Below are 18,615 nucleotides of genomic sequence, written 5' to 3' on the forward strand. Positions count from 1 at the left end.
GCCGCCGCCACGGCGCGGTCTCAGCGCCTGGGGAGCGCCCCTTCATGCCCCGGCAGTCTCTCCGTGATCTCCTGCAGTACCCAGCCGTTGCCGTCCGGGTCGCTGAAGGAGGCGTAGGAGCCGTAGCTGCCGCGCTGCGGTTGCGGGCCCGCCACCAGGTAGGCGTCCTCCGCGTGATGGAAGATGCCGCTCGTGTCATGGAAGATCTCGGACACCTCGATGCCGCGCGTGATGAGGTCCGCGCGAGCTTCCTCGATGTCGAGAACGGCCAGGAGGATGTTCTGTACCGGGGCGGCCGTGGCTTTGATTCCCTTGCCGAAGATGACCGAGGCATCCGAACCCGGCGGGGTGAACTGGATCACCCGGTAGTCACCGTCGTTGGCGTCCATGTCCTCGCGGAAGCCCAGCCTGGTGTAGAAGCTCTTCGCGCGCTCGATGTCGGCGACCGGGAGGACGAGCACCTCAAGTTTCAGGTCCATGGTCGAATCCCTTTCTGTCCTGCGGGGACGACTTCGTCCAGAACTACGTGAGGGTGCGGCGATCGGCGCCCGCAGCTATCCGATGTGACCACGGAGGCGAGGTCCGTGCGCGTTCGGGTAGGCCGGACGTGCCGATGAGGGCCGCACCGTCGGTGCGCCCCTACGGTCCTGGCGGTGGCGGGCACCACGAGCGCCCTCGGTGCCGTTCAGCCGGATGTCCCCGCAGCGGCGAGCGCCCGGCCGCGCCGGCGACAGCTGCGGGTCGGGGGCGCCGGATCCAGCGGTGATCGCTTCGGCCACCGAGTGTGCGAGCCGCCCCCGTAACCAAGAGGGCCCCCACGCAGCGCGACAGGCATCGGTGCTCCGGGACGCGGGGCATCAGGCTCTCAGCGGGGCCAGGGGTACCGATGCCCCCGGGTACCGAGGCCCCGGGGGGACGAGCGGAAATCCGTGATCCGCCGACTTCTCAGAAGCCGAAGTCCTGCGTCCACCAGGGCCCGCCGGCGCCGAGGTGCACGCCGACGCCCAGCGTCTTGTAGTCGCAGTTGAGAATGTTCGCGCGGTGGCCCTCGCTGTTCATCCAGGCGTCCATCACGGCCTGCGCGTCGGCCTGGCCGCGGGCGATGTTCTCGCCGCCGAGCCCCTCGACACCGGCGGCCGCGGCACGGTCCCACGGGGTCGCCCCGTCGGGGTCCGTGTGGCCGAAGAAGTCGCGCGCGGCCATGTCCTCGCTGAAGGCCTGGGCGAGCGCGGTCAGCGGTGCGCTCCTGGTGACCGGGCTGCAGCCGACCTTCGCACGTTCCTCGTTGACCAGGGCGAGCACCGCCGCCTGCGCGGACGTCGAGGCGGGGCTCGACGGCGCGGTGGCCGTGCGCGTCGGGGCGGACGACGGGGTCTTCGTGGCGGTGGGGGCCTTGGTGGCGGGGCGGGACGACGCCGTCTTCTCCGGTGCGGGAGCCTTCGTCCGCTCCGGCGTCTTCACAGCCCGCTTCGAGGGGCTCGCCGAGGGCTTGCCGCTCGGCTTCGTGCTCGGGGTGGCGGAGGGCGACGCCGACGGTGCGGCCGAGGAACCCGCGCTGCTGCCGGCTTCGGCCGGGGCCGAGGTCCCGGCGGTCGGCTTCGCCGAGGCGTCCCCCTGGGTCAGCAGATCCGGGCCGCCGCCCGAGCGGACCTGGTCGGCGGCCGGTCCGCCGCTGACGCTGTAGGTGTCGCCGCCGGGCACGAGGCCGGAGGCGACGGCGACGGCGCCGACGGCCACGGCGGCCGAGACGCCGAGGAGCCCGGCGCGTACGGGGCGTCGCACCCGCTTCTTACGGCGTGCACTCCGGGTCCCGCCCGCCGCTTCTGCCGCGTGCTGCTCAGCGGCCGGGGCTGCGCCTGCGCGTCGATGGCGTCCCATGCGCTGTGCCTTCCTCGTGCTCCGGGCGTCGTTGCGACGTCACCGTATTCTTGATCAAACTCACCCGTTCGGGTGAGCTATTGCGAGGGGACCTTACGCCATGGCGGATTGGGGCGCCGTGCTCCTTGTGCAATTGGCCCGTTAGCGTTCGGGCATGAACACAGATGCGCGCCTCGTCGTATGGGTACGCGGCCGAGTGCAGCAAGTAGGGTTTCGCTGGTTCACCAGGGCAAATGCTTTGGAGATCGGCGGACTCACCGGCTTCGCCCTCAATCTCGACGACGGCCGGGTGCAGGTGGTGGCGGAAGGGCCGCGTGAGAATTGCCACCGTCTGCTCGACTGGCTCGGCTCCGACGACACACCCGGCCGCGTGGACGGAGTCACTGAGATCTGGGACACGCCCCGCGGTGGTTATGAGGGATTCGCGATCCGCTGACGACGGCGCGGGCGAATGGCGCGGATCCGCTCCGTGTCCGGCGGGACGCCGGACGTGACCGGGAGGGCCCGGCGGACATCGCACCCGAAATGACCTGCGAAAGCGCGGGGCGGCGGCGCATGGTTGCCAAGAAGTAGATGTCGTGCAAGGCTGCGCCTCCGACGAAGATCTCCTTCCCTTCCGGGTGCCCGCAGGAGAGTCGCGCCGCATGATCGACAAGCCGCGCGCCCCCGGGACTCCCGGCCGTCGGCGTGTGATCGTGTTGACCGTCAAACTTTTTGGTGAGACGCTGAAAACCCCGCGCACCTCAGCTGCTCGGCAGAGCTGGAGACAGCAGAACAGCAGTGGAGATCCAGCACTGCCGAACACCGCGGGTGCGATTTCCACGACCCACACCGCATTCGGTCGGTCACTCAGTGTGGAGGACCATCCATCATGGCAAAGGCGCTTCTCGGTTACGTCGGCGGTTCCGACCCGCGACTCCTCGCCGAGATGCGACGGCTTCAGAAGCGTGTCCAGGACCTGGAATCCGAGCTCGTACGGATCCAGGACGAGAACGACGCGCTCAACGCCGCCGCCCACCACCAGGAGTCGCTGCTCGACAGCATCGACATCGACGTACCCCAGGCGGAGCCCGCGCTGACCTGACCGCCAAGGCCCTGCCGGGGCCGGTCGGGCCGAACGTGCCAGCTGCTCGGGACAACCACGAAATGCCTTCGTCACGGATCGCCGTCCTGCGCCACCGGGATCACCCCGGGGCAGGCCGATCCGCGATCCGTCACGCAGGGCTGTGCGTGAACGCCGCATGAGCGGTGTCGCGCGTGATGTACAAGGGACGCTTCGGCGTCCCTTCTTTCTTTCCCCCGGCCCGCCCCCGGTCCCTCGCTCTTCGCTTAACGTCTGATGTGCCCTGCACCTTCATCAGCGAAACCGAGAGTGAAAGGTAGAGTCCGGCGGCGTGCACCTCAAGGCCCTGACCCTGCGTGGTTTCAAATCATTCGCCTCCGCCACGACCCTTCGGTTCGAACCGGGGATCACCTGCGTCGTCGGCCCCAATGGGTCGGGTAAATCCAATGTGGTGGACGCGCTCTCGTGGGTCATGGGCGAGCAGGGCGCCAAATCATTGCGCGGCGGCAAGATGGAAGACGTGATCTTCGCCGGTACCACCGGCAGGCCACCGCTCGGCCGCGCCGAAGTGTCGCTGACCATCGACAATTCCGACGGCGCGCTTCCCATCGAGTACGCCGAAGTGACGATCACACGGATCATGTTCCGCAACGGCGGCAGCGAATACCAGATCAATGGCGACACCTGCCGGCTGCTCGATATCCAGGAACTCCTCTCCGACTCCGGTATCGGCCGGGAGATGCACGTCATCGTCGGCCAGGGCCGGCTCGACTCCGTCCTGCACGCCGACCCGACCGGACGCCGCGCCTTCATCGAAGAGGCCGCGGGTGTGCTCAAGCACCGCAGACGCAAGGAGAAGGCGGCCCGGAAGCTGGAGGCGATGGGGGCCAACCTCGCACGCGTCCAGGACCTCAACGACGAGCTGCGCCGCCAGCTCAAGCCGCTCGGACGGCAGGCGGCCGTCGCCCGCAGGGCCGCCGTCATCCAGGCCGACCTCCGCGACGCCAGGCTGCGGCTCCTCGCCGACGACCTGGTGGGACTGCGTGAGGCGCTGCGCGGCGAGATCGCCGACGAGGCGGCGCTCAAACAGCGCAAGGAGAGCGCCGAGGCCGAACTCAAGGCGGCGCTCGCCCGCGAGGCGGACCTGGAGGACGAGGTACGGCGGCTGGCGCCGCGGCTGCAGCGGGCCCAGCAGACCTGGTACGAACTCTCCCAGCTCGCCGAGCGGGTACGGGGCACGATCTCGCTCGCCGACGCCCGGGTGAAGAGCGCCACCGGCGCCCCCGACGAGGAACGGCGCGGCCGCGATCCCGAGGACATGGAGCGCGAGGCCGCGCGGATCCGTGAGCAGGAGGCGGAGCTCGAGGCGGCCCTCGAAGCGGCGGAGCACGCCTTGGAGGACACCACGGCGCACCGGTCGGAGCTGGAGCGGCAGCTCGCCGCCGAGGAGCGACGGCTGCGGGACGCAGCCCGCGCCATCGCCGACCGGCGCGAAGGGCTGGCGCGGCTGACCGGGCAGGTCAACGCCGCCCGTAGCCGGGCGGCTTCGGCGCAGGCCGAGATCGACCGGCTGGCCGCCTCGCGCGACGAGGCGCAGGAGCGGGCGGTCGCCGCGCAGGAGGAGTACGAGCAGCTCAAGGCCGAGGTCGACGGGATGGACGCGGGTGACGCCGAACTGACGGAGCGGCACGGGGAGGCCAAGCGGGAGCTCGCGACGGCCGAGGCGGCGCTGGGCGCCGCGCGCGAGGCGGTCTCCGCTGCCGAGCGCAGCCGCGCGGCCGTCTCCGCCCGGCACGATGCCCTGGCGCTGGGGCTCCGCCGCAAGGACGGCACCGGGGTGCTGCTGGGTGCGGGCGACCGGCTCCCGGGTCTGCTCGGCCCGCTGGCCGAGCTGGTCACCGTGTCTCCGGGGCACGAGGTCGCGGTGGCGGCGGCGCTGGGCGCGGCTGCCGACGCCGTCGCGGTGACGGACCCGGCCACGGCCGCGGAGGCGATCCGTCTGCTGCGCAAGCAGGACGCGGGCCGCGCGGCGCTGGTGGCGGGCGGTGGCGCCCCGGGACTGGTGCCCGCGCAGGGGGCGGAGCATCCTCAGGGGCCGCCGGCCACCGCCGCCACGGGCCAGGTGCCCGGGCAGTCCTCGGGGACGGAGCACGGCCCGGCGGTGTCCGCCGCACAGCCCGCTCCCTCCCCGGCCGGGGTCGCCGTCGCCACCGGGGACGGCCCCGCGCCCCAGGTGGCGGGTCTGCTGCACGGGCCGGCCGAACTGCTCGGCCACGTACGGCGCCTGGTGCGTGACATGGTCGTGGTCGGGACGCTGGAGGACGCCGAGGAACTGGTCGCGGCCCACCCGGGTCTGACCGCGGTCACCGCCGAGGGCGATGTCCTGGGCGCCCACTTCGCGCACGGCGGGTCTGCCGGGGCTCCCAGCCTGCTCGAAGTGCAGGCGTCCGTCGACGAGGCGGCCGCCGAACGGGCGGAGCTGGAGGTGCGGTGCGAGGAACTCGCCTCGGCCCAGCGCGCCGCGGCCGCCCGGCGGGGCGACGCGGCTGCCCTGGTGGAGGAGCTGGGGGAGCGGCGCAGGGCAGCGGACCGCGAGAAGTCGGGGGTCGCGCAGCAGCTGGGACGCCTCGCCGGGCAGGCGCGCGGCGCCGTGGGGGAGGCGGAGCGCACGACGGCCGCCGCGCTCCGGGCGCAGGAGGCGCTGGAGCGGGCCACCGAGGAGGCCGGGGAGCTGGCGGAACGCCTGCTGGTCGCCCAGGAGACGCCCGTCGAGGAGGAGCCGGACACCTCGGTACGGGACCGGCTCGCCGCAGACGGGGCCAACGCGCGCCAGACCGAGATGGAGGCACGCCTCCAGGCCCGCACCCACGAGGAGCGGGTCAAGGCGCTGGCCGGCCGGGCGGACTCCCTGGACCGGGGGGCACGCGCCGAGCGGGAGGCCCGCGCCCGGGCCGAGCGGCGCCGCGCCCGGCTGCGCCACGAGGCGGCCGTCGCCCAGGCCGTGGCGTCGGGAGCCCGGCAGCTGCTCGCCCACATCGACGTGTCGGTCGTACGGGCGGACGAGGAGCGGACCCGGGCCGAGGCGGCGAAGGCGGAGCGGGAGCGGGAGCTCGCCGCGGAGCGCGGCCGGGGGCGCGACCTCAAGAGCGAGCTCGACAAGCTCACCGACTCGGTGCACCGCGGTGAGGTGCTCGGGGCCGAGAAACGGCTGCGGATGGAGCAGGTCGAGGCGAAGGCCCTGGAGGACTTCGGCGTCGAGCCGGCCGCGCTGGCGGCCGAGTACGGGCCGGAACAGCCGGTACCGCCGTCGCCCGCCGCCGAGGGAGAGGAGCTGCCGGCCGATCCCGGGCATCCGCGCAACCTTCCGAAGGCGTTCGTCAGGGCGGAGCAGGAGAAGAGGCTGAAGGCGGCCGAACGGGCGTACCAGCAACTCGGGAAGGTGAATCCGCTCGCCCTGGAGGAGTTCTCGGCGCTGGAGGAACGGCACAAGTTCCTCTCGGAGCAGCTCGAAGACCTGAAGAAGACCCGCGCCGACCTGATGCAGGTCATCAGGGAGGTCGACGAGCGGGTCGAGCAGGTCTTCACCGAGGCGTTCCGCGACACCGCCCGTGAATTCGAGGGCGTCTTCTCGCGGCTCTTCCCCGGGGGCGAGGGGCGGCTCGTCCTCACCGATCCGGACAACATGCTGACGACGGGTCTCGACGTCGAGGCCCGGCCGCCGGGCAAGAAGGTCAAGCGGCTCTCGCTGCTGTCGGGAGGGGAGAGATCCCTTACGGCCGTTGCCCTGCTGGTGTCCATCTTCAAGGCGCGGCCGAGCCCGTTCTACGTCATGGACGAGGTCGAGGCGGCGCTGGACGACACCAACCTCCAGCGTCTGATCCGCATCATGGAGGAGCTGCAGGAGAGCTCCCAGCTCATCGTGATCACGCATCAGAAGCGCACGATGGAGGTCGCCGACGCGCTGTACGGGGTCTCGATGCAGGGCGACGGCGTGTCGAAGGTGATCAGCCAGCGGATTCGCCGGGAGGCACGCCGCCCGGCCTGACGGCTTTTTGCTCGATCTTCAATACTTCACTGTGTGACTGGGCAATTCTCGGGCAGGCGTGAGCCACGCCTTCGCCGGAGGCGCATCTTGACTTCAAGACTTGAACGCACGGCCTCGATGTCCACGCCTTTAACTTCAAGTGGTGGTCGGCGAGGTGTTGTGCGCCACTAAGAGGGCTCACCCCCCACACCTGACGTTGCGGCCAGGTACCAGGAGTTCATGTGACCAGCACACCGCGCGGACCGGAGTCCGGAGCCCGGGATGCCCACCCGGAGCATCTCGGCCATGTCATCTTCATCACGGCGGCCGCGGCGATGGGCGGCTTCCTCTTCGGCTACGACAGTTCCGTCATCAACGGTGCGGTCGAAGCCATCCGTGACCGTTACGACATCGGGTCGGGCACGCTCGCGCAGGTCATCGCCATCGCCCTGATCGGCTGTGCGATCGGCGCGGCCACCGCGGGACGCATCGCCGACCGCATCGGCCGTATCCGCTGCATGCAGATCTCCTCGGTGCTGTTCACCATCAGCGCCATCGGGTCGGCGCTGCCGTTCGCCCTCTGGGACCTCGCCATGTGGCGGATCATCGGCGGCTTCGCGATCGGCATGGCCTCGGTCATCGGCCCGGCCTACATCGCAGAGGTCTCGCCGCCCGCCTACCGCGGCCGCCTCGGCTCCTTCCAGCAGGCAGCCATCGTCATCGGCATCGCCATCTCGCAGCTGGTCAACTACGGCATCCTGCAGATGGCCGACGGCGACCAGCGGGGCGATCTCGCCGGCTTCGAGGCCTGGCAGTGGATGCTCGGTGTGATGGTCCTCCCCGCGATCCTCTACGGGCTGCTGTCCTTCGCCATCCCCGAATCTCCGCGCTTCCTGATCTCCGTCGGCAAGAGGGACCGGGCGCGGAAGATCCTCGAAGAGGTCGAGGGCAAGAACGTCGACCTCGACGCACGGGTGAACGAGATCGAGACGGCCATGCGCCGCGAACACAAGTCCAAGTTCAGCGACCTGCTCGGAAGCCGCTTCGGCTTCCTCCCGATCGTGTGGGTCGGTATCGGCCTCTCGGTCTTCCAGCAGCTCGTCGGCATCAACGTCGCCTTCTACTACTCGGCGACCCTGTGGCAGTCCGTCGGCATCGACCCGACCGACTCCTTCTTCTATTCGTTCACGACGTCGATCGTCAACATCATCGGCACCGTGATCGCCATGGTCCTGGTGGACCGGGTCGGCCGCAGGCCGCTCGCTCTCGTCGGCTCCATGGGAATGGCCGTCGCCCTGGCGTTCGAGGCGTGGGCCTTCTCCGCGGATCTGGTCGACGGCAAACTGCCCACCACCGAGGGCACCGTCGCCCTCGTCGCGGCCCACGTCTTCGTACTCTTCTTCGCGCTCTCCTGGGGTGTCGTGGTCTGGGTCTTCCTCGGGGAGATGTTCCCGAACCGGATCCGGGCCGCTGCCCTCGGCGTCGCCGCGTCCGCGCAGTGGATCGCCAACTGGGCGATCACCGCGAGCTTCCCGAGCCTGGCCGACTGGAACCTCTCGGCCACCTACATCATCTACACCTGCTTCGCCGTTCTCTCGATCCCCTTCGTGCTCCTGTTCGTGAAGGAGACCAAGGGCAAGACGCTGGAGGAGATGGGCTGATCCCCCGCGCCCCGCTCCTCGAATCCGCCGCCCCGGGTCCGGCCCCCGTGCCGCCCGGGGCGGCGTCGCGCGCGGGCGCGGTGCGGCGCGGGGTGGTGTCAGAAGACGGCGGGCCGGACCCCGGTGGTGTCGACGGGGCGCGGCAGGGCCGCGTAGACCCCCGCCGAGACCAGCACCGTCGCCGCCCAGCCCAGACCGCTCCGCCCCACCCAGGTGGAGGCGAGCGGGCCGCTGAACCACTCGACGTCGGTGAACAGCAGCCCCGTCACGAGGGCGAGGGCCCAGGCCCCCACAGCCGGCCGGCTGAACCCCCCGGCGTACCAGTAACCACTGCCGGGCGCGGTGTCCATGAGCGCCGCCGGGTCGTACGTGCGCCCGCGGAGCGCGTCCACGCCGAAGACCCCGATCCAGGCGGAGAACGTCACACCGAGCAGGGCCAGGAACGAGAGGAACGTGTCGAGGAAGTTCCTCGCCACGAGCATCAGCAGCCCGCCGAGCAGCAGGCTGATCCCGGCGTTCACGCCCACGGCCCAGGCCCGGGGAACCGCGAACCCGAGCGTCTGCGCGGTGAAGCCGGCGGAGTACATGGACATCGCGTTGATCAGCACCATGCCGAGCACGGCGACCAGGAGATAGGGCACGGAGACCCACTTCGGCAGCAGCTCGCCGATGAAGGAGACCGGATTCCTCGTGGCCGCCAGGCCGGGGGAGCTCACGGCCATCACCGCGCCCATCGCCACCATCGGCAGCACGGTGACGAGCGCGCCGCCCACGGTCGCGCAGACCATCCCGGGGCCCGACGCGGACCGCGGCAGGTAGCGCGCGAAGTCGGGGGCGGACGGGACCCAGCTGATCCCCCCGGCCGCCAGGGTCCCGATCCCCGCGATCAGCAGGGCCGCCGGGCCCGGCGGCCGGTCGAGGACGGACCGCCAGGGGGCCGAGACGGCGAGGTGGCCCAGGACGAGCAGGCTCGCGCCGCCGAACAGCCAGGCGGAGGCCCGGGAGCAGAGCCGAAGGGCCCGGAAACCGAGGCCGGAGACCAGGAAGCCCGCGCCCACGAAGGCCGTCAGGGTCAGCAGGATCAGCGTGTGGCTCCTGCGCAGACCGAACAGCAGGTCGAGCACGGCCAGCAGCGCGTAGGAGCCCGTGACCGCGTTGACGGTCTCCCACCCCCAGCGGGCCACCCACAGGACGGAGCCCGGGAGGAGGTTGCCGCGCTGCCCGAACACCGCCCGGGACAGCGCCATGCCGGGTGCGCCGCCGCGCTTGCCCGTGATCGACACGAGGCCGACGAGCCCGAAGGACAGCAGGGGTGCGGTGAATCCCACCACAAGCACCTGCCACAGGTTCAGCCCGTTGAAGACGGTGAGCCCGGCGCCGACGATCAGCAGCAGCACCGTCAGGTTCGCCGTCACCCACGTGGGGAACAGGGCGCGGACCCGCCCGGTGCGCTCGGAGTCGGGGACGGGATCCAGGCCGCGGTTCTCCACGGGCAGCAGCGTACCTTTACCCCCAAAAGTGGCATACCGCCCCGGCGGTCTCCGCTGCCGCCGTCCGGAACCGTGCCCGGGCCACAGCCGTGGCCGATACTGGACACGTTATGGACATCGTCATCCTTGCTGTAGTCATCGCCCTGGTCGCGGTCGGCCTGATCAGCGGGCTCGTGGTCAGCAGCCGCAAGAAGAAGCAGCTGCCGCCCTCGGCACCGTCGAGCACGCCGACCATCACTCCTCCCGCCGAGCCCCATGTCGGCGAGGAAGCCGAGACGTCGCGCGACGAAGCGCGGCGCACCATCGAGGAGGTCGGTCTCCCCGGCACCGGGACTCCCGTCGAGGACACCCCGGTGGTCCTCGAGCCGGAGATCCCCGCGCTCGAAGTACCCGAGCCCACCGCGGGCCGCCTGGTCCGTCTGCGCACCCGGCTCGCCCGTTCGCAGAACTCCCTGGGCAAGGGGCTGCTCACGCTCCTGTCCCGCGACAACCTCGACGAGGACACCTGGGAGGAGATCGAGGACACCCTCCTCACCGCCGACGTCGGCGTGGCGCCCACCCACGAACTCGTGGAGCGCCTCCGTGAGCGCGTCCGCGTCCTCGGCACCCGTACGCCCGACGAGCTGCGCGCACTGCTGCGTGAGGAGCTCATCACCCTGCTCGGTCCCGGTCTCGACCGTGAGGTCAAGACGGAGGGCGGCGAGGAGACCCCCGGCGTCGTCATGGTCGTCGGCGTCAACGGCACCGGCAAGACGACCACGACGGGCAAGCTCGCCCGCGTGCTCGTCGCGGACGGCCGCAGCGTCGTCCTCGGCGCCGCGGACACCTTCCGCGCCGCCGCGGCCGACCAGCTCCAGACCTGGGGCGAGCGCGTCGGCGCCCGTACGGTGCGCGGTCCCGAGGGCGGCGACCCCGCGTCGATCGCCTTCGACGCGGTGAAGGAAGGTATCGCCGAGGGCGCCGACGTGGTGCTCATCGACACCGCGGGCAGGCTCCACACCAAGACCGGCCTGATGGACGAGCTCGGCAAGGTCAAGCGCGTCGTGGAGAAGCACGGTCCGCTCGACGAGATCCTGCTCGTCCTGGACGCCACCACCGGACAGAACGGCCTGGTGCAGGCGCGCGTGTTCGCCGAGGTCGTCGACATCTCCGGCATCGTCCTCACCAAGCTGGACGGCACCGCGAAGGGCGGCATCGTCATCGCCGTGCAGCGCGAGCTGGGGGTCCCGGTGAAGCTCATCGGTCTCGGAGAGGGCCCGGACGACCTGGCCCCGTTCGAGCCGGGCGCCTTCGTGGACGCGCTGATCGGCGACTGACCGAGGCGCGACGCGTGTGCGAAGGGCGGTGGACCCGAGGGGTTCACCGCCCTTCGGCGTTCACCACCGGTGGCATATGTAGGCGAGGGTGCCGAGCAGCAGCCTGGCCTGCGGGGGAGCGACGGCCGTCCCGGGCGCCGGCGGCCGCAGCCAGCGGACGGGGCCGAGGCCGCCGAGGTCCGAGGGCGGCGCCGTGATGTACGTGCCCGGCCCGAGCGCCCTCATGTCCAGGTCCGCGTCGTCCCAGCCCATCCGGTAGAGCAGCCCGGGCAGCCCGGCGGCGGCTCCCGGGGCGACGAAGAACTGCGCGCGTCCCGTCGGGGTGACCGTCACCGGTCCCAGGGGGAGTCCCATGCGCTCCATCCGGACCAGCGCGCGCCGGCCGGCGGCCTCGGGGGCGTCGAGCACGTCGAAGGTCCGGCCGACGGGGAGCAGCACCGACGCGCCCGGCACCTCGGACCAGGCGTCCGCGGCCATGCCGAGGGTGGCGCCGGGCGGAACCTCCGGGGCGAAGCCCAGCGGGTGGGCGCCGGGGGCCGCGCACCCGGGGTCGCCGCACGAGCAGACCCCTCCGGCCGCCCGCGCGCCGGGCGTCACGGCCCAGCCCCACAGACCCGTGTACTCGGCCACCGCCGTCGCCCCGCCCGCACGGCCGCGCCGCCGCGCGCCGCCCTGGCGCATCTCCCGGATGCCGCCGATCGTGAAGCCCATGCCCCCTCCAACGGGTCCGACTCACCGGTGGTTACGACCCGGAGTCCCCGAAGGCGTCCACGGCCGCCCGGACCGACGGCGCGCGGGGTGGCGTGCGAGGGGTGCGCGATGCGGCTCCCGCGCCCCAGAACGCTTCACTCCGCCTGCTGCTGATCGCGGTCTGTCAAGTCAATCGCGGACTGCCCGGCACGGGTTCATCCGAAGGGGTGGCGAATGGTGGCGTTTCAGCAATCACCCTCGCGGCGACGGTGATCGTAGGATTACCGTCGGTACTCGAACCTGCAATTGCATGTGCGCCTGGGTATGCCCCAGGCAATCCGATGATCTGTTCGACGGTGCGCAACGCGCGTACAGACGGCACCGAGGCACGGCATTCTGATAGAGGTTCGCGCGACGAGGTTTCAGCGGGATGGGGGCGTTCCAGTGAGTGGCAGCGGCGCAGGCGAGGCGAATGCCGGGAAGCGCTCCAACGGGCAGTTGGGGTCGTGGTTCGTGCGCAGCGGCTGGTCGAAGGGGGAACTCGCACGGCAGGTGAACCGCCGGGCACGCCAGATGGGCGCCCACCACATCAGCACCGACACCTCCCGGGTGCGCCGCTGGCTCGACGGCGAGCAGCCCCGCGAACCGATCCCGCGCATCCTCTCGGAGCTGTTCTCCGAACGCTTCGGCACCGTGGTCGCCGTCGAGGACCTCGGACTGCGCGCCGCCCACCAGGCACCCTCGGTGGCGGGCGTGGACCTGCCCTGGGCCGGACCGCAGACCGTGGCCCTGCTCAGCGAGTTCTCCCGCAGCGACCTCATGCTCGCCCGGCGGGGATTCCTCGGCAGCTCCCTCGCCCTGGCCGCCGGACCCACCCTCATCGAACCCATGCAGCGCTGGCTGGTCCCCGTGGCCCCGGCCGCGCAGGGCGAACCCGAGCGCCAGGCCGCCGCGAGCCGCCCCTCCCGCCTCTCCGGGCCGGAGCTCGACCTGCTGGAGTCCACCACCGCGATGTTCCGCCAGTGGGACGCCCAGTGCGGCGGCGGACTGCGCCGCAAGGCCGTCGTCGGCCAGCTGCACGAGGTCACCGACCTGCTGCAGGAGCCCCAGCCCGAGGCCACCTCGAAGCGGCTGTTCCGCTGCGCCGCCGAACTGGCCGAACTGGCGGGCTGGATGAGCTACGACGTGGGCCTCCAGCCCACCGCGCAGAAGTACTTCGTCCTGGCCCTCCACGCCTCCAAGGAGGCGGGGGACAAGCCGCTCGGCTCGTACATCCTCTCCAGCATGAGCCGGCAGATGATCCACCTCGGCAGACCCGACGACGCCCTGGAACTCATCCACCTCGCCCAGTACGGAAGCCGGGAGTGCGCCACGGCCAGGACCCAGGCCATGCTGTATGCGATGGAGGCCCGCGCCTACGCCAACATGGGCCAGCCGAGCCGGTGCAAGCGGGCCGTCCGGATGGCCGAGGACACCTTCGCCGACGCCCTGCTCGACGACGAGCCCGAGCCCGACTGGATCCGCTTCTTCTCCGACGCGGAGCTGCACGGCGAGAACGCCCACTCCTACCGTGACCTCGCCTACGTGGCGGGCCGCAGCCCCACCTACGCCTCACTCGCGGAGCCCGTCATGGCCCGTGCGGTCGATCTCTTCGGCGACGACCCCGAGCACCAGAGGTCCTACGCCCTCAACCTCATCGGCATGGCCACGGTGCATCTCCTCAAGCGCGAGCCGGAGGAGTCGACCGTGCTGGCCACCCATGCCCTGAAGATCGCCAAGAAGGTCAGATCGGAGCGCGTCAACACCAGGCTCCGCAAGACCGTCGACACCGCCGCCAGGGACTTCGGTGACATCCCCGAGGTCGCCCGGCTCACCGACCTGCTCACCGAGCAGCTCCCGGAGACCGCAGAAGCGGTCTGACCGGCACCCGTACCACCGGCCACGACAGCCGCCCCGTACCACCCGGCTCGGCTCCCCCATTGCCAGGTCAGCGGGTCGCTGCCGTGGCCGGTTCACGTCCCGGCGCGTCGCGCCCGCACCGTATGCGGCGCTGCGGGGATGGTAGGCACCGCACCGGGTCCGGCACCGGTGGTTCATCGGCACGTAACACGTCGGCTCCCTTCGTCACTGCGGCGAAACATCGTGCGGCATTCGTGGAAACCGCGTTGCGCGAATGTCATGGCGCATAACCGGCCCGCACCTTTTCACCGTGGTCCCGCACCCCCGCACGAGGCCGCACCGACGACGAGGAGACGCCGATGCCCCCAGGCATCACGACGCTTGCCGCAGACGCCCCCGAGCTGTCTGCCGCCAACACAGGGTTCATGCTCATCTGCACCGCTCTGGTGATGCTCATGACCCCGGGCCTGGCCTTCTTCTACGGAGGCATGGTCCGCGTCAAGAGCACCCTGAACATGCTGATGATGAGTTTCATCAGCCTCGGGATCGTCACGATCCTGTGGGTCCTCTACGGATTCAGTCTCGCGTTCGGCACCGACGCCGGCTCCGTCATCGGATGGAGCTCGGACTACGTCGGCCTCAGCGGCATCGGGGTCACCGAGCTGTGGGACGGCTACACCATCCCGGTGTACGTCTTCGCGGTCTTCCAGCTGATGTTCGCCGTCCTGACCCCCGCCCTCATCAGCGGCGCCCTCGCGGACCGCGTCAAGTTCACGTCCTGGGCCCTGTTCATCACCCTGTGGGTCACGGTGGTCTACTTCCCGGTCGCCCACTGGGTCTGGGGCGCCGGCGGCTGGCTCTTCGAGCTGGGCGTCATCGACTTCGCCGGTGGTACGGCCGTCCACATCAACGCGGGTGCCGCCGCCCTCGGCGTCATCCTCGTCATCGGCAAGCGGGTCGGCTTCAAGAAGGACCCGATGCGGCCGCACAGCCTGCCGCTCGTCATGCTCGGCGCGGCCCTCCTGTGGTTCGGCTGGTTCGGCTTCAACGCCGGCTCGTGGCTCGGCAACGACGACGGCGTCGGTGCCGTCATGTTCGTCAACACCCAGGTCGCCACCGGTGCGGCGGTGCTCGGCTGGCTCGCCTACGAGAAGGTCCGCCACGGCTCCTTCACCACCCTCGGCGCCGCCTCCGGCGCCGTCGCCGGCCTCGTCGCCATCACCCCCGCGGGCGGCGCGGTCAGCCCGCTCGGCGCCATCGCGATCGGTGTCATCGCCGGTGTCGTGTGCGCCATGGCGGTCGGCCTGAAGTACAGGTTCGGCTACGACGACTCCCTCGACGTCGTCGGCGTCCACCTCGTCGGCGGTGTCCTCGGCTCCCTGCTCATCGGCTTCTTCGCCACCGGCGGAGTGCAGTCCGACGCCAAGGGCCTCTTCTACGGCGGCGGACTCGACCAGCTCGGCAAGCAGGCCGTCGGCGTCTTCGCGGTCCTCGCGTACTCTCTGGTCGTCTCCGCCGTCCTGGCCCTCATCCTCGACAGGACCGTCGGGATGCGCGTCAGCGAGGACGACGAGATCTCCGGCATCGACCAGGTCGAGCACGCCGAGACCGCCTACGACTTCAGCGGGGCCGGCGGCGGCTCCGCCCCGCGCACCGCGGCATCGGCGCCCGGCAACGGTGCAACCCCGACGAACAAGAAGGTGGACGCATGAAGCTCATCACCGCAGTCGTGAAGCCGCACCGGCTGGACGAGATCAAGGAGGCCCTCCAGGCCTTCGGCGTCCAGGGCCTCACGGTCACGGAGGCCAGCGGCTACGGGCGTCAGCGCGGCCACACCGAGGTCTACCGGGGCGCCGAGTACACCGTCGACCTCGTCCCCAAGATCCGCATCGAGGTGCTGGTCGAGGACGAGGACGCCGAACAGCTCATCGACGTCGTCGTCAAGGCCGCAAGGACGGGCAAGATCGGTGACGGAAAGGTCTGGAGCGTCCCGGTCGAGACCGCCATCCGCGTACGGACGGGCGAACGCGGCCCGGACGCACTCTGACCGACGGTTCCCGTGAACGGAAAGGCAGCCGGGTGACGAGCACCGAAGTGACCACCGAATCCGAGGACTCGGGACCCAGCGGCTACGCGGCGGCCCGGCTGCGCCTCCTCCAGGAGCAGGCGCGGTCCGGGCCGCCGCGCCGTGCGGCCCTCGCCCGGCTCACCGACGACTGGCTGACCGGGCTCTTCACCACGGCCGCCCGGCGGGCAGGCATCCGGGGCGCGGCCCTCGTCGCCGTCGGCGGATACGGCCGCGGCGAACTCTCCCCCCGCAGCGACCTCGACCTCCTGCTCCTGCACGACGGCACCGCCGACGCCTCGGCGGTCGCCGCCCTCGCCGACGGGATCTGGTACCCCGTCTGGGACCTCGGCCTCGCCCTCGACCACTCCGTACGCACCCCCGGCGAGGCGCGCGGCACCGCGACGGACGACCTCAAGGTCCAGCTCGGGCTGCTCGACGCGCGCCCCGTCGCCGGTGACATCGGCCTCGTCGCGGGACTGCGGACCGCGATCCTCGCCGACTGGCGGAACCAGGCCCCCAAGCGCCTGCCGGCCCTCGACGAACTCTGCCGCGAGCGCGCCGAACGCATGGGCGAGCTGCAGTTCCTCCTCGAACCCGATCTCAAGGAGGCCCGCGGAGGCCTCCGCGACGCGACCGCCCTGCGCGCCGTCGCGGCGTCCTGGGTCGCCGACGCCCCCCGCGAGGGGCTCGCCGAGGCCCGGCGCACCCTGCTCGACGCCCGCGACGCGCTCCACCTCACGACCGGACGGGCCACCGACCGCCTCGCCCTGCAGGAACAGGACCAGGTCGCCGGGGCCCTCGGCCTCCTCGACGCCGACGCCCTGCTGCGCCAGGTGTACGAGGCCGCGCGGACCGTCTCGTACGCCACCGACGTCACCTGGCGCGAGGTCAACCGCGTCCTGCGCTCCCGCTCGGCGCGCCCCCGGCTGCGGAGCCTCCTCGGCGGTGGCGCCAAGGCCGCCCCCGAGCGCACGCCGCTCGCCGACGGGGTCGTGGAGGCGGACGGCGAGGTCGTCCTCGCCCGCACCGCCCGCCCGGAGCGCGACCCCGTGCTCACCCTCCGCGCGGCGGCGGCCGCCGCCGAGGCCGGACTGCCGCTCTCCCGCCACCTCGTGCGCCACCTGGGCACCGCCGCCCAGCCGCTGCCCGTGCCGTGGCCGTCCCGGGCCCGCGAGGAACTCGTCACCCTGCTCGGCGCCGGCGAGGCGACCGTCGGGGTCTGGGAGGCCCTCGAATCGGAGGGCATCATCACCCGGCTGCTGCCCGACTGGGAGCGGGTCCACTGCCGGCCGCAGCGCAACCCCGTCCACACCTGGACCGTCGACCGCCACCTCGTCGAGACGGCCGTCCGGGCGTCCCACCTCACCCGCCGGGTCGGCCGCCCCGACCTGCTCCTCGTCGCGGCCCTGCTGCACGACATCGGCAAGGGCTGGCCGGGGGACCACTCCGTGGCGGGCGAGGTCATCGCCCGCGACATGGCCGCCCGCATCGGCTTCGACAAGCAGGACACCGGCGTCGTGGCCGCACTCGTACGCCATCACCTGCTGCTCATCGACACGGCCACCCGCCGCGACCTGGACGACCCGGCGACCGTGCGCTCCGTCGCCACCGCCGTCGGCAGTGCCTCCACCCTGGAACTCCTGCACGCGCTGACCGAGGCCGACGCACTGGCCACCGGCCCCGCCGCCTGGAGCACCTGGCGCGCCTCGCTCGTCGCCGACCTCGTCGGGCGCGTCGCCGCGCTTCTCGCCGGGGAGGAGCCGCCCGTGCCGGAACCGCTCGCTCCCAGCGCCGAGCAGGAGCGCCTGGCCGTCGAGGCCCTGCGCACCGGCGAACCCGTGCTGTCCCTGCACACCCGGCCGGAAGCGCCCTCCCAGGACGGTGAACCCGAGCCCGTCGGGGTCGAACTGCTCATCGCCCTGCCCGACCGCCCCGGAGTGCTGCCCGCGGCCGCCGGGGTGCTCGCGCTGCACCGACTCACCGTCCGCGCCGCCGACCTGCGGGCCGTCGAGCTCCCCACCGAACTGGGGGACACGGCCGACCTGCTGGTGCTCAGCTGGCGCGTCGCCGCCGAGTACGGGTCGCTCCCGCAGGCCGCCAGGCTCCGCGCCGACCTCGTACGGGCCCTGGACGGCTCCCTCGACATCCGGGCCAGGCTCGCCGAACGCGAGGCCGCCTATCCCCGGCGGCGCGGCGTGAAGGCCCCGCCGCCCCGGGTCACCGTCGCCGCGGCCGGATCGCGGCTGGCCACGGTCATCGAGGTCCGTGCCCAGGACGCCCCGGGGCTGCTGCACCGGATCGGCCGGGCGCTGGAGCGGAGCGCGGTGCGGGTGCGCAGCGCCCACGTCTCCACCCTCGGGGCGAACGCGGTGGACGCCTTCTACGTCACGGACACCGAAGGCGCGCCGCTGCGCCCGGAGCGGGCCGCCGAAGTGGCCGGCGAGGTCGAGAAGGAGCTGGGCTGACCGCCCGCTCCGGGCCCGTACGTCACGAGAAGCGGGCGAGGGCTTCGCCTTCTCCGGGGTC

General features: G+C 71.9%; 13 protein-coding genes. 9 read left to right on the plus strand and 4 right to left on the minus strand.

Annotated elements, in window-relative coordinates:
* Positions 1-20 precede the first annotated feature (20 nt).
* Complete coding sequence (locus OHT61_RS23375; RefSeq protein WP_329040898.1) at positions 21-479, minus strand: VOC family protein; 459 nt, start codon at positions 477-479, stop codon at positions 21-23.
* 466 nt (positions 480-945) lie between these two features.
* On the minus strand, positions 946-1,878 hold the full coding sequence (locus OHT61_RS23380; RefSeq protein WP_329040899.1) for a CAP domain-containing protein: 933 nt from the start codon (positions 1,876-1,878) through the stop codon (positions 946-948).
* A 154-nt stretch (positions 1,879-2,032) separates the two neighbouring features.
* Between OHT61_RS23380 and OHT61_RS23385 the strand changes: the two genes are divergently transcribed.
* The 4 genes from OHT61_RS23385 (at position 2,033) to OHT61_RS23400 (ending at position 8,626) form a co-directional block, all read left to right on the plus strand.
* Positions 2,033-2,314, plus strand: a complete 282-nt coding sequence (locus OHT61_RS23385; protein ID WP_329040901.1) for an acylphosphatase — start codon at positions 2,033-2,035, stop codon at positions 2,312-2,314.
* A gap of 435 nt (positions 2,315-2,749) precedes the next feature.
* A complete protein-coding gene (locus OHT61_RS23390) occupies positions 2,750-2,962 on the plus strand; it encodes a hypothetical protein (protein WP_203182693.1) in 213 nt (70 codons plus the stop codon).
* A gap of 310 nt (positions 2,963-3,272) precedes the next feature.
* Positions 3,273-6,986 carry an AAA family ATPase gene (locus OHT61_RS23395; protein ID WP_329040902.1) on the plus strand — a complete coding sequence of 1,238 codons (3,714 nt, stop codon included), beginning with the start codon at positions 3,273-3,275 and terminating at the stop codon, positions 6,984-6,986.
* Positions 6,987-7,207: 221 nt separating this feature from the next.
* A complete protein-coding gene (locus tag OHT61_RS23400) occupies positions 7,208-8,626 on the plus strand; it encodes a sugar porter family MFS transporter (protein ID WP_329040903.1) in 1,419 nt (472 codons plus the stop codon).
* A gap of 98 nt (positions 8,627-8,724) precedes the next feature.
* On the opposite strand, the gene OHT61_RS23405 is transcribed toward OHT61_RS23400, so the two are convergent.
* Positions 8,725-10,116 (minus strand): purine-cytosine permease family protein, encoded by a 1,392-nt coding sequence (locus tag OHT61_RS23405; RefSeq protein ID WP_329040904.1) that lies wholly within the window; start codon positions 10,114-10,116, stop codon positions 8,725-8,727.
* Positions 10,117-10,226: 110 nt separating this feature from the next.
* On the opposite strand from OHT61_RS23405, the gene ftsY reads away from it, so the two are divergent.
* Complete coding sequence (gene ftsY / locus OHT61_RS23410) at positions 10,227-11,432, plus strand: signal recognition particle-docking protein FtsY (RefSeq protein WP_329040905.1); 1,206 nt, start codon at positions 10,227-10,229, stop codon at positions 11,430-11,432.
* Positions 11,433-11,492: 60 nt separating this feature from the next.
* On the opposite strand, the gene OHT61_RS23415 is transcribed toward ftsY, so the two are convergent.
* A complete protein-coding gene (locus OHT61_RS23415; RefSeq protein WP_329040906.1) occupies positions 11,493-12,143 on the minus strand; it encodes a bifunctional DNA primase/polymerase in 651 nt (216 codons plus the stop codon).
* A 423-nt stretch (positions 12,144-12,566) separates the two neighbouring features.
* Here OHT61_RS23415 and nsdA point away from each other — a divergent pair, with 423 nt between their 5' ends.
* The 4 genes from nsdA (at position 12,567) to OHT61_RS23435 (ending at position 18,554) form a co-directional block, all read left to right on the plus strand.
* A complete protein-coding gene (gene nsdA / locus OHT61_RS23420) occupies positions 12,567-14,042 on the plus strand; it encodes a transcriptional repressor NsdA (protein WP_329040907.1) in 1,476 nt (491 codons plus the stop codon).
* 338 nt (positions 14,043-14,380) lie between these two features.
* On the plus strand, positions 14,381-15,733 hold the full coding sequence (locus tag OHT61_RS23425; protein ID WP_329040908.1) for an ammonium transporter: 1,353 nt from the start codon (positions 14,381-14,383) through the stop codon (positions 15,731-15,733).
* Positions 15,730-16,068, plus strand: a complete 339-nt coding sequence (locus tag OHT61_RS23430) for a P-II family nitrogen regulator (RefSeq protein WP_014048583.1) — start codon at positions 15,730-15,732, stop codon at positions 16,066-16,068. Before OHT61_RS23425 ends, OHT61_RS23430 begins: the two co-directional genes overlap by 4 nt.
* 32 nt (positions 16,069-16,100) lie before the next feature.
* Positions 16,101-18,554 carry a [protein-PII] uridylyltransferase gene (locus OHT61_RS23435; RefSeq protein ID WP_329040910.1) on the plus strand — a complete coding sequence of 818 codons (2,454 nt, stop codon included), beginning with the start codon at positions 16,101-16,103 and terminating at the stop codon, positions 18,552-18,554.
* The last annotated feature ends 61 nt before the right edge of the window (positions 18,555-18,615 follow it).

The sequence above is a fragment of the Streptomyces sp. NBC_00178 genome (assembly GCF_036206005.1).
In the GTDB taxonomy this organism is placed as follows: Bacteria; Actinomycetota; Actinomycetes; order Streptomycetales; family Streptomycetaceae; genus Streptomyces.

Coding starts and splice junctions, on each gene's coding strand:
- OHT61_RS23375 (WP_329040898.1), bottom strand. CDS start 479: ATGGACCTGAAACTTGAGGTGCTCGTCCTCCCGGTCGCCGACATCGAG.
- OHT61_RS23380 (WP_329040899.1), bottom strand. CDS start 1,878: ATGGGACGCCATCGACGCGCAGGCGCAGCCCCGGCCGCTGAGCAGCAC.
- OHT61_RS23385 (WP_329040901.1), top strand. CDS start 2,033: ATGAACACAGATGCGCGCCTCGTCGTATGGGTACGCGGCCGAGTGCAG.
- OHT61_RS23390 (WP_203182693.1), top strand. CDS start 2,750: ATGGCAAAGGCGCTTCTCGGTTACGTCGGCGGTTCCGACCCGCGACTC.
- ftsY (WP_329040905.1), top strand. CDS start 10,227: ATGGACATCGTCATCCTTGCTGTAGTCATCGCCCTGGTCGCGGTCGGC.
- OHT61_RS23415 (WP_329040906.1), bottom strand. CDS start 12,143: ATGGGCTTCACGATCGGCGGCATCCGGGAGATGCGCCAGGGCGGCGCG.
- OHT61_RS23425 (WP_329040908.1), top strand. CDS start 14,381: ATGCCCCCAGGCATCACGACGCTTGCCGCAGACGCCCCCGAGCTGTCT.
- OHT61_RS23430 (WP_014048583.1), top strand. CDS start 15,730: ATGAAGCTCATCACCGCAGTCGTGAAGCCGCACCGGCTGGACGAGATC.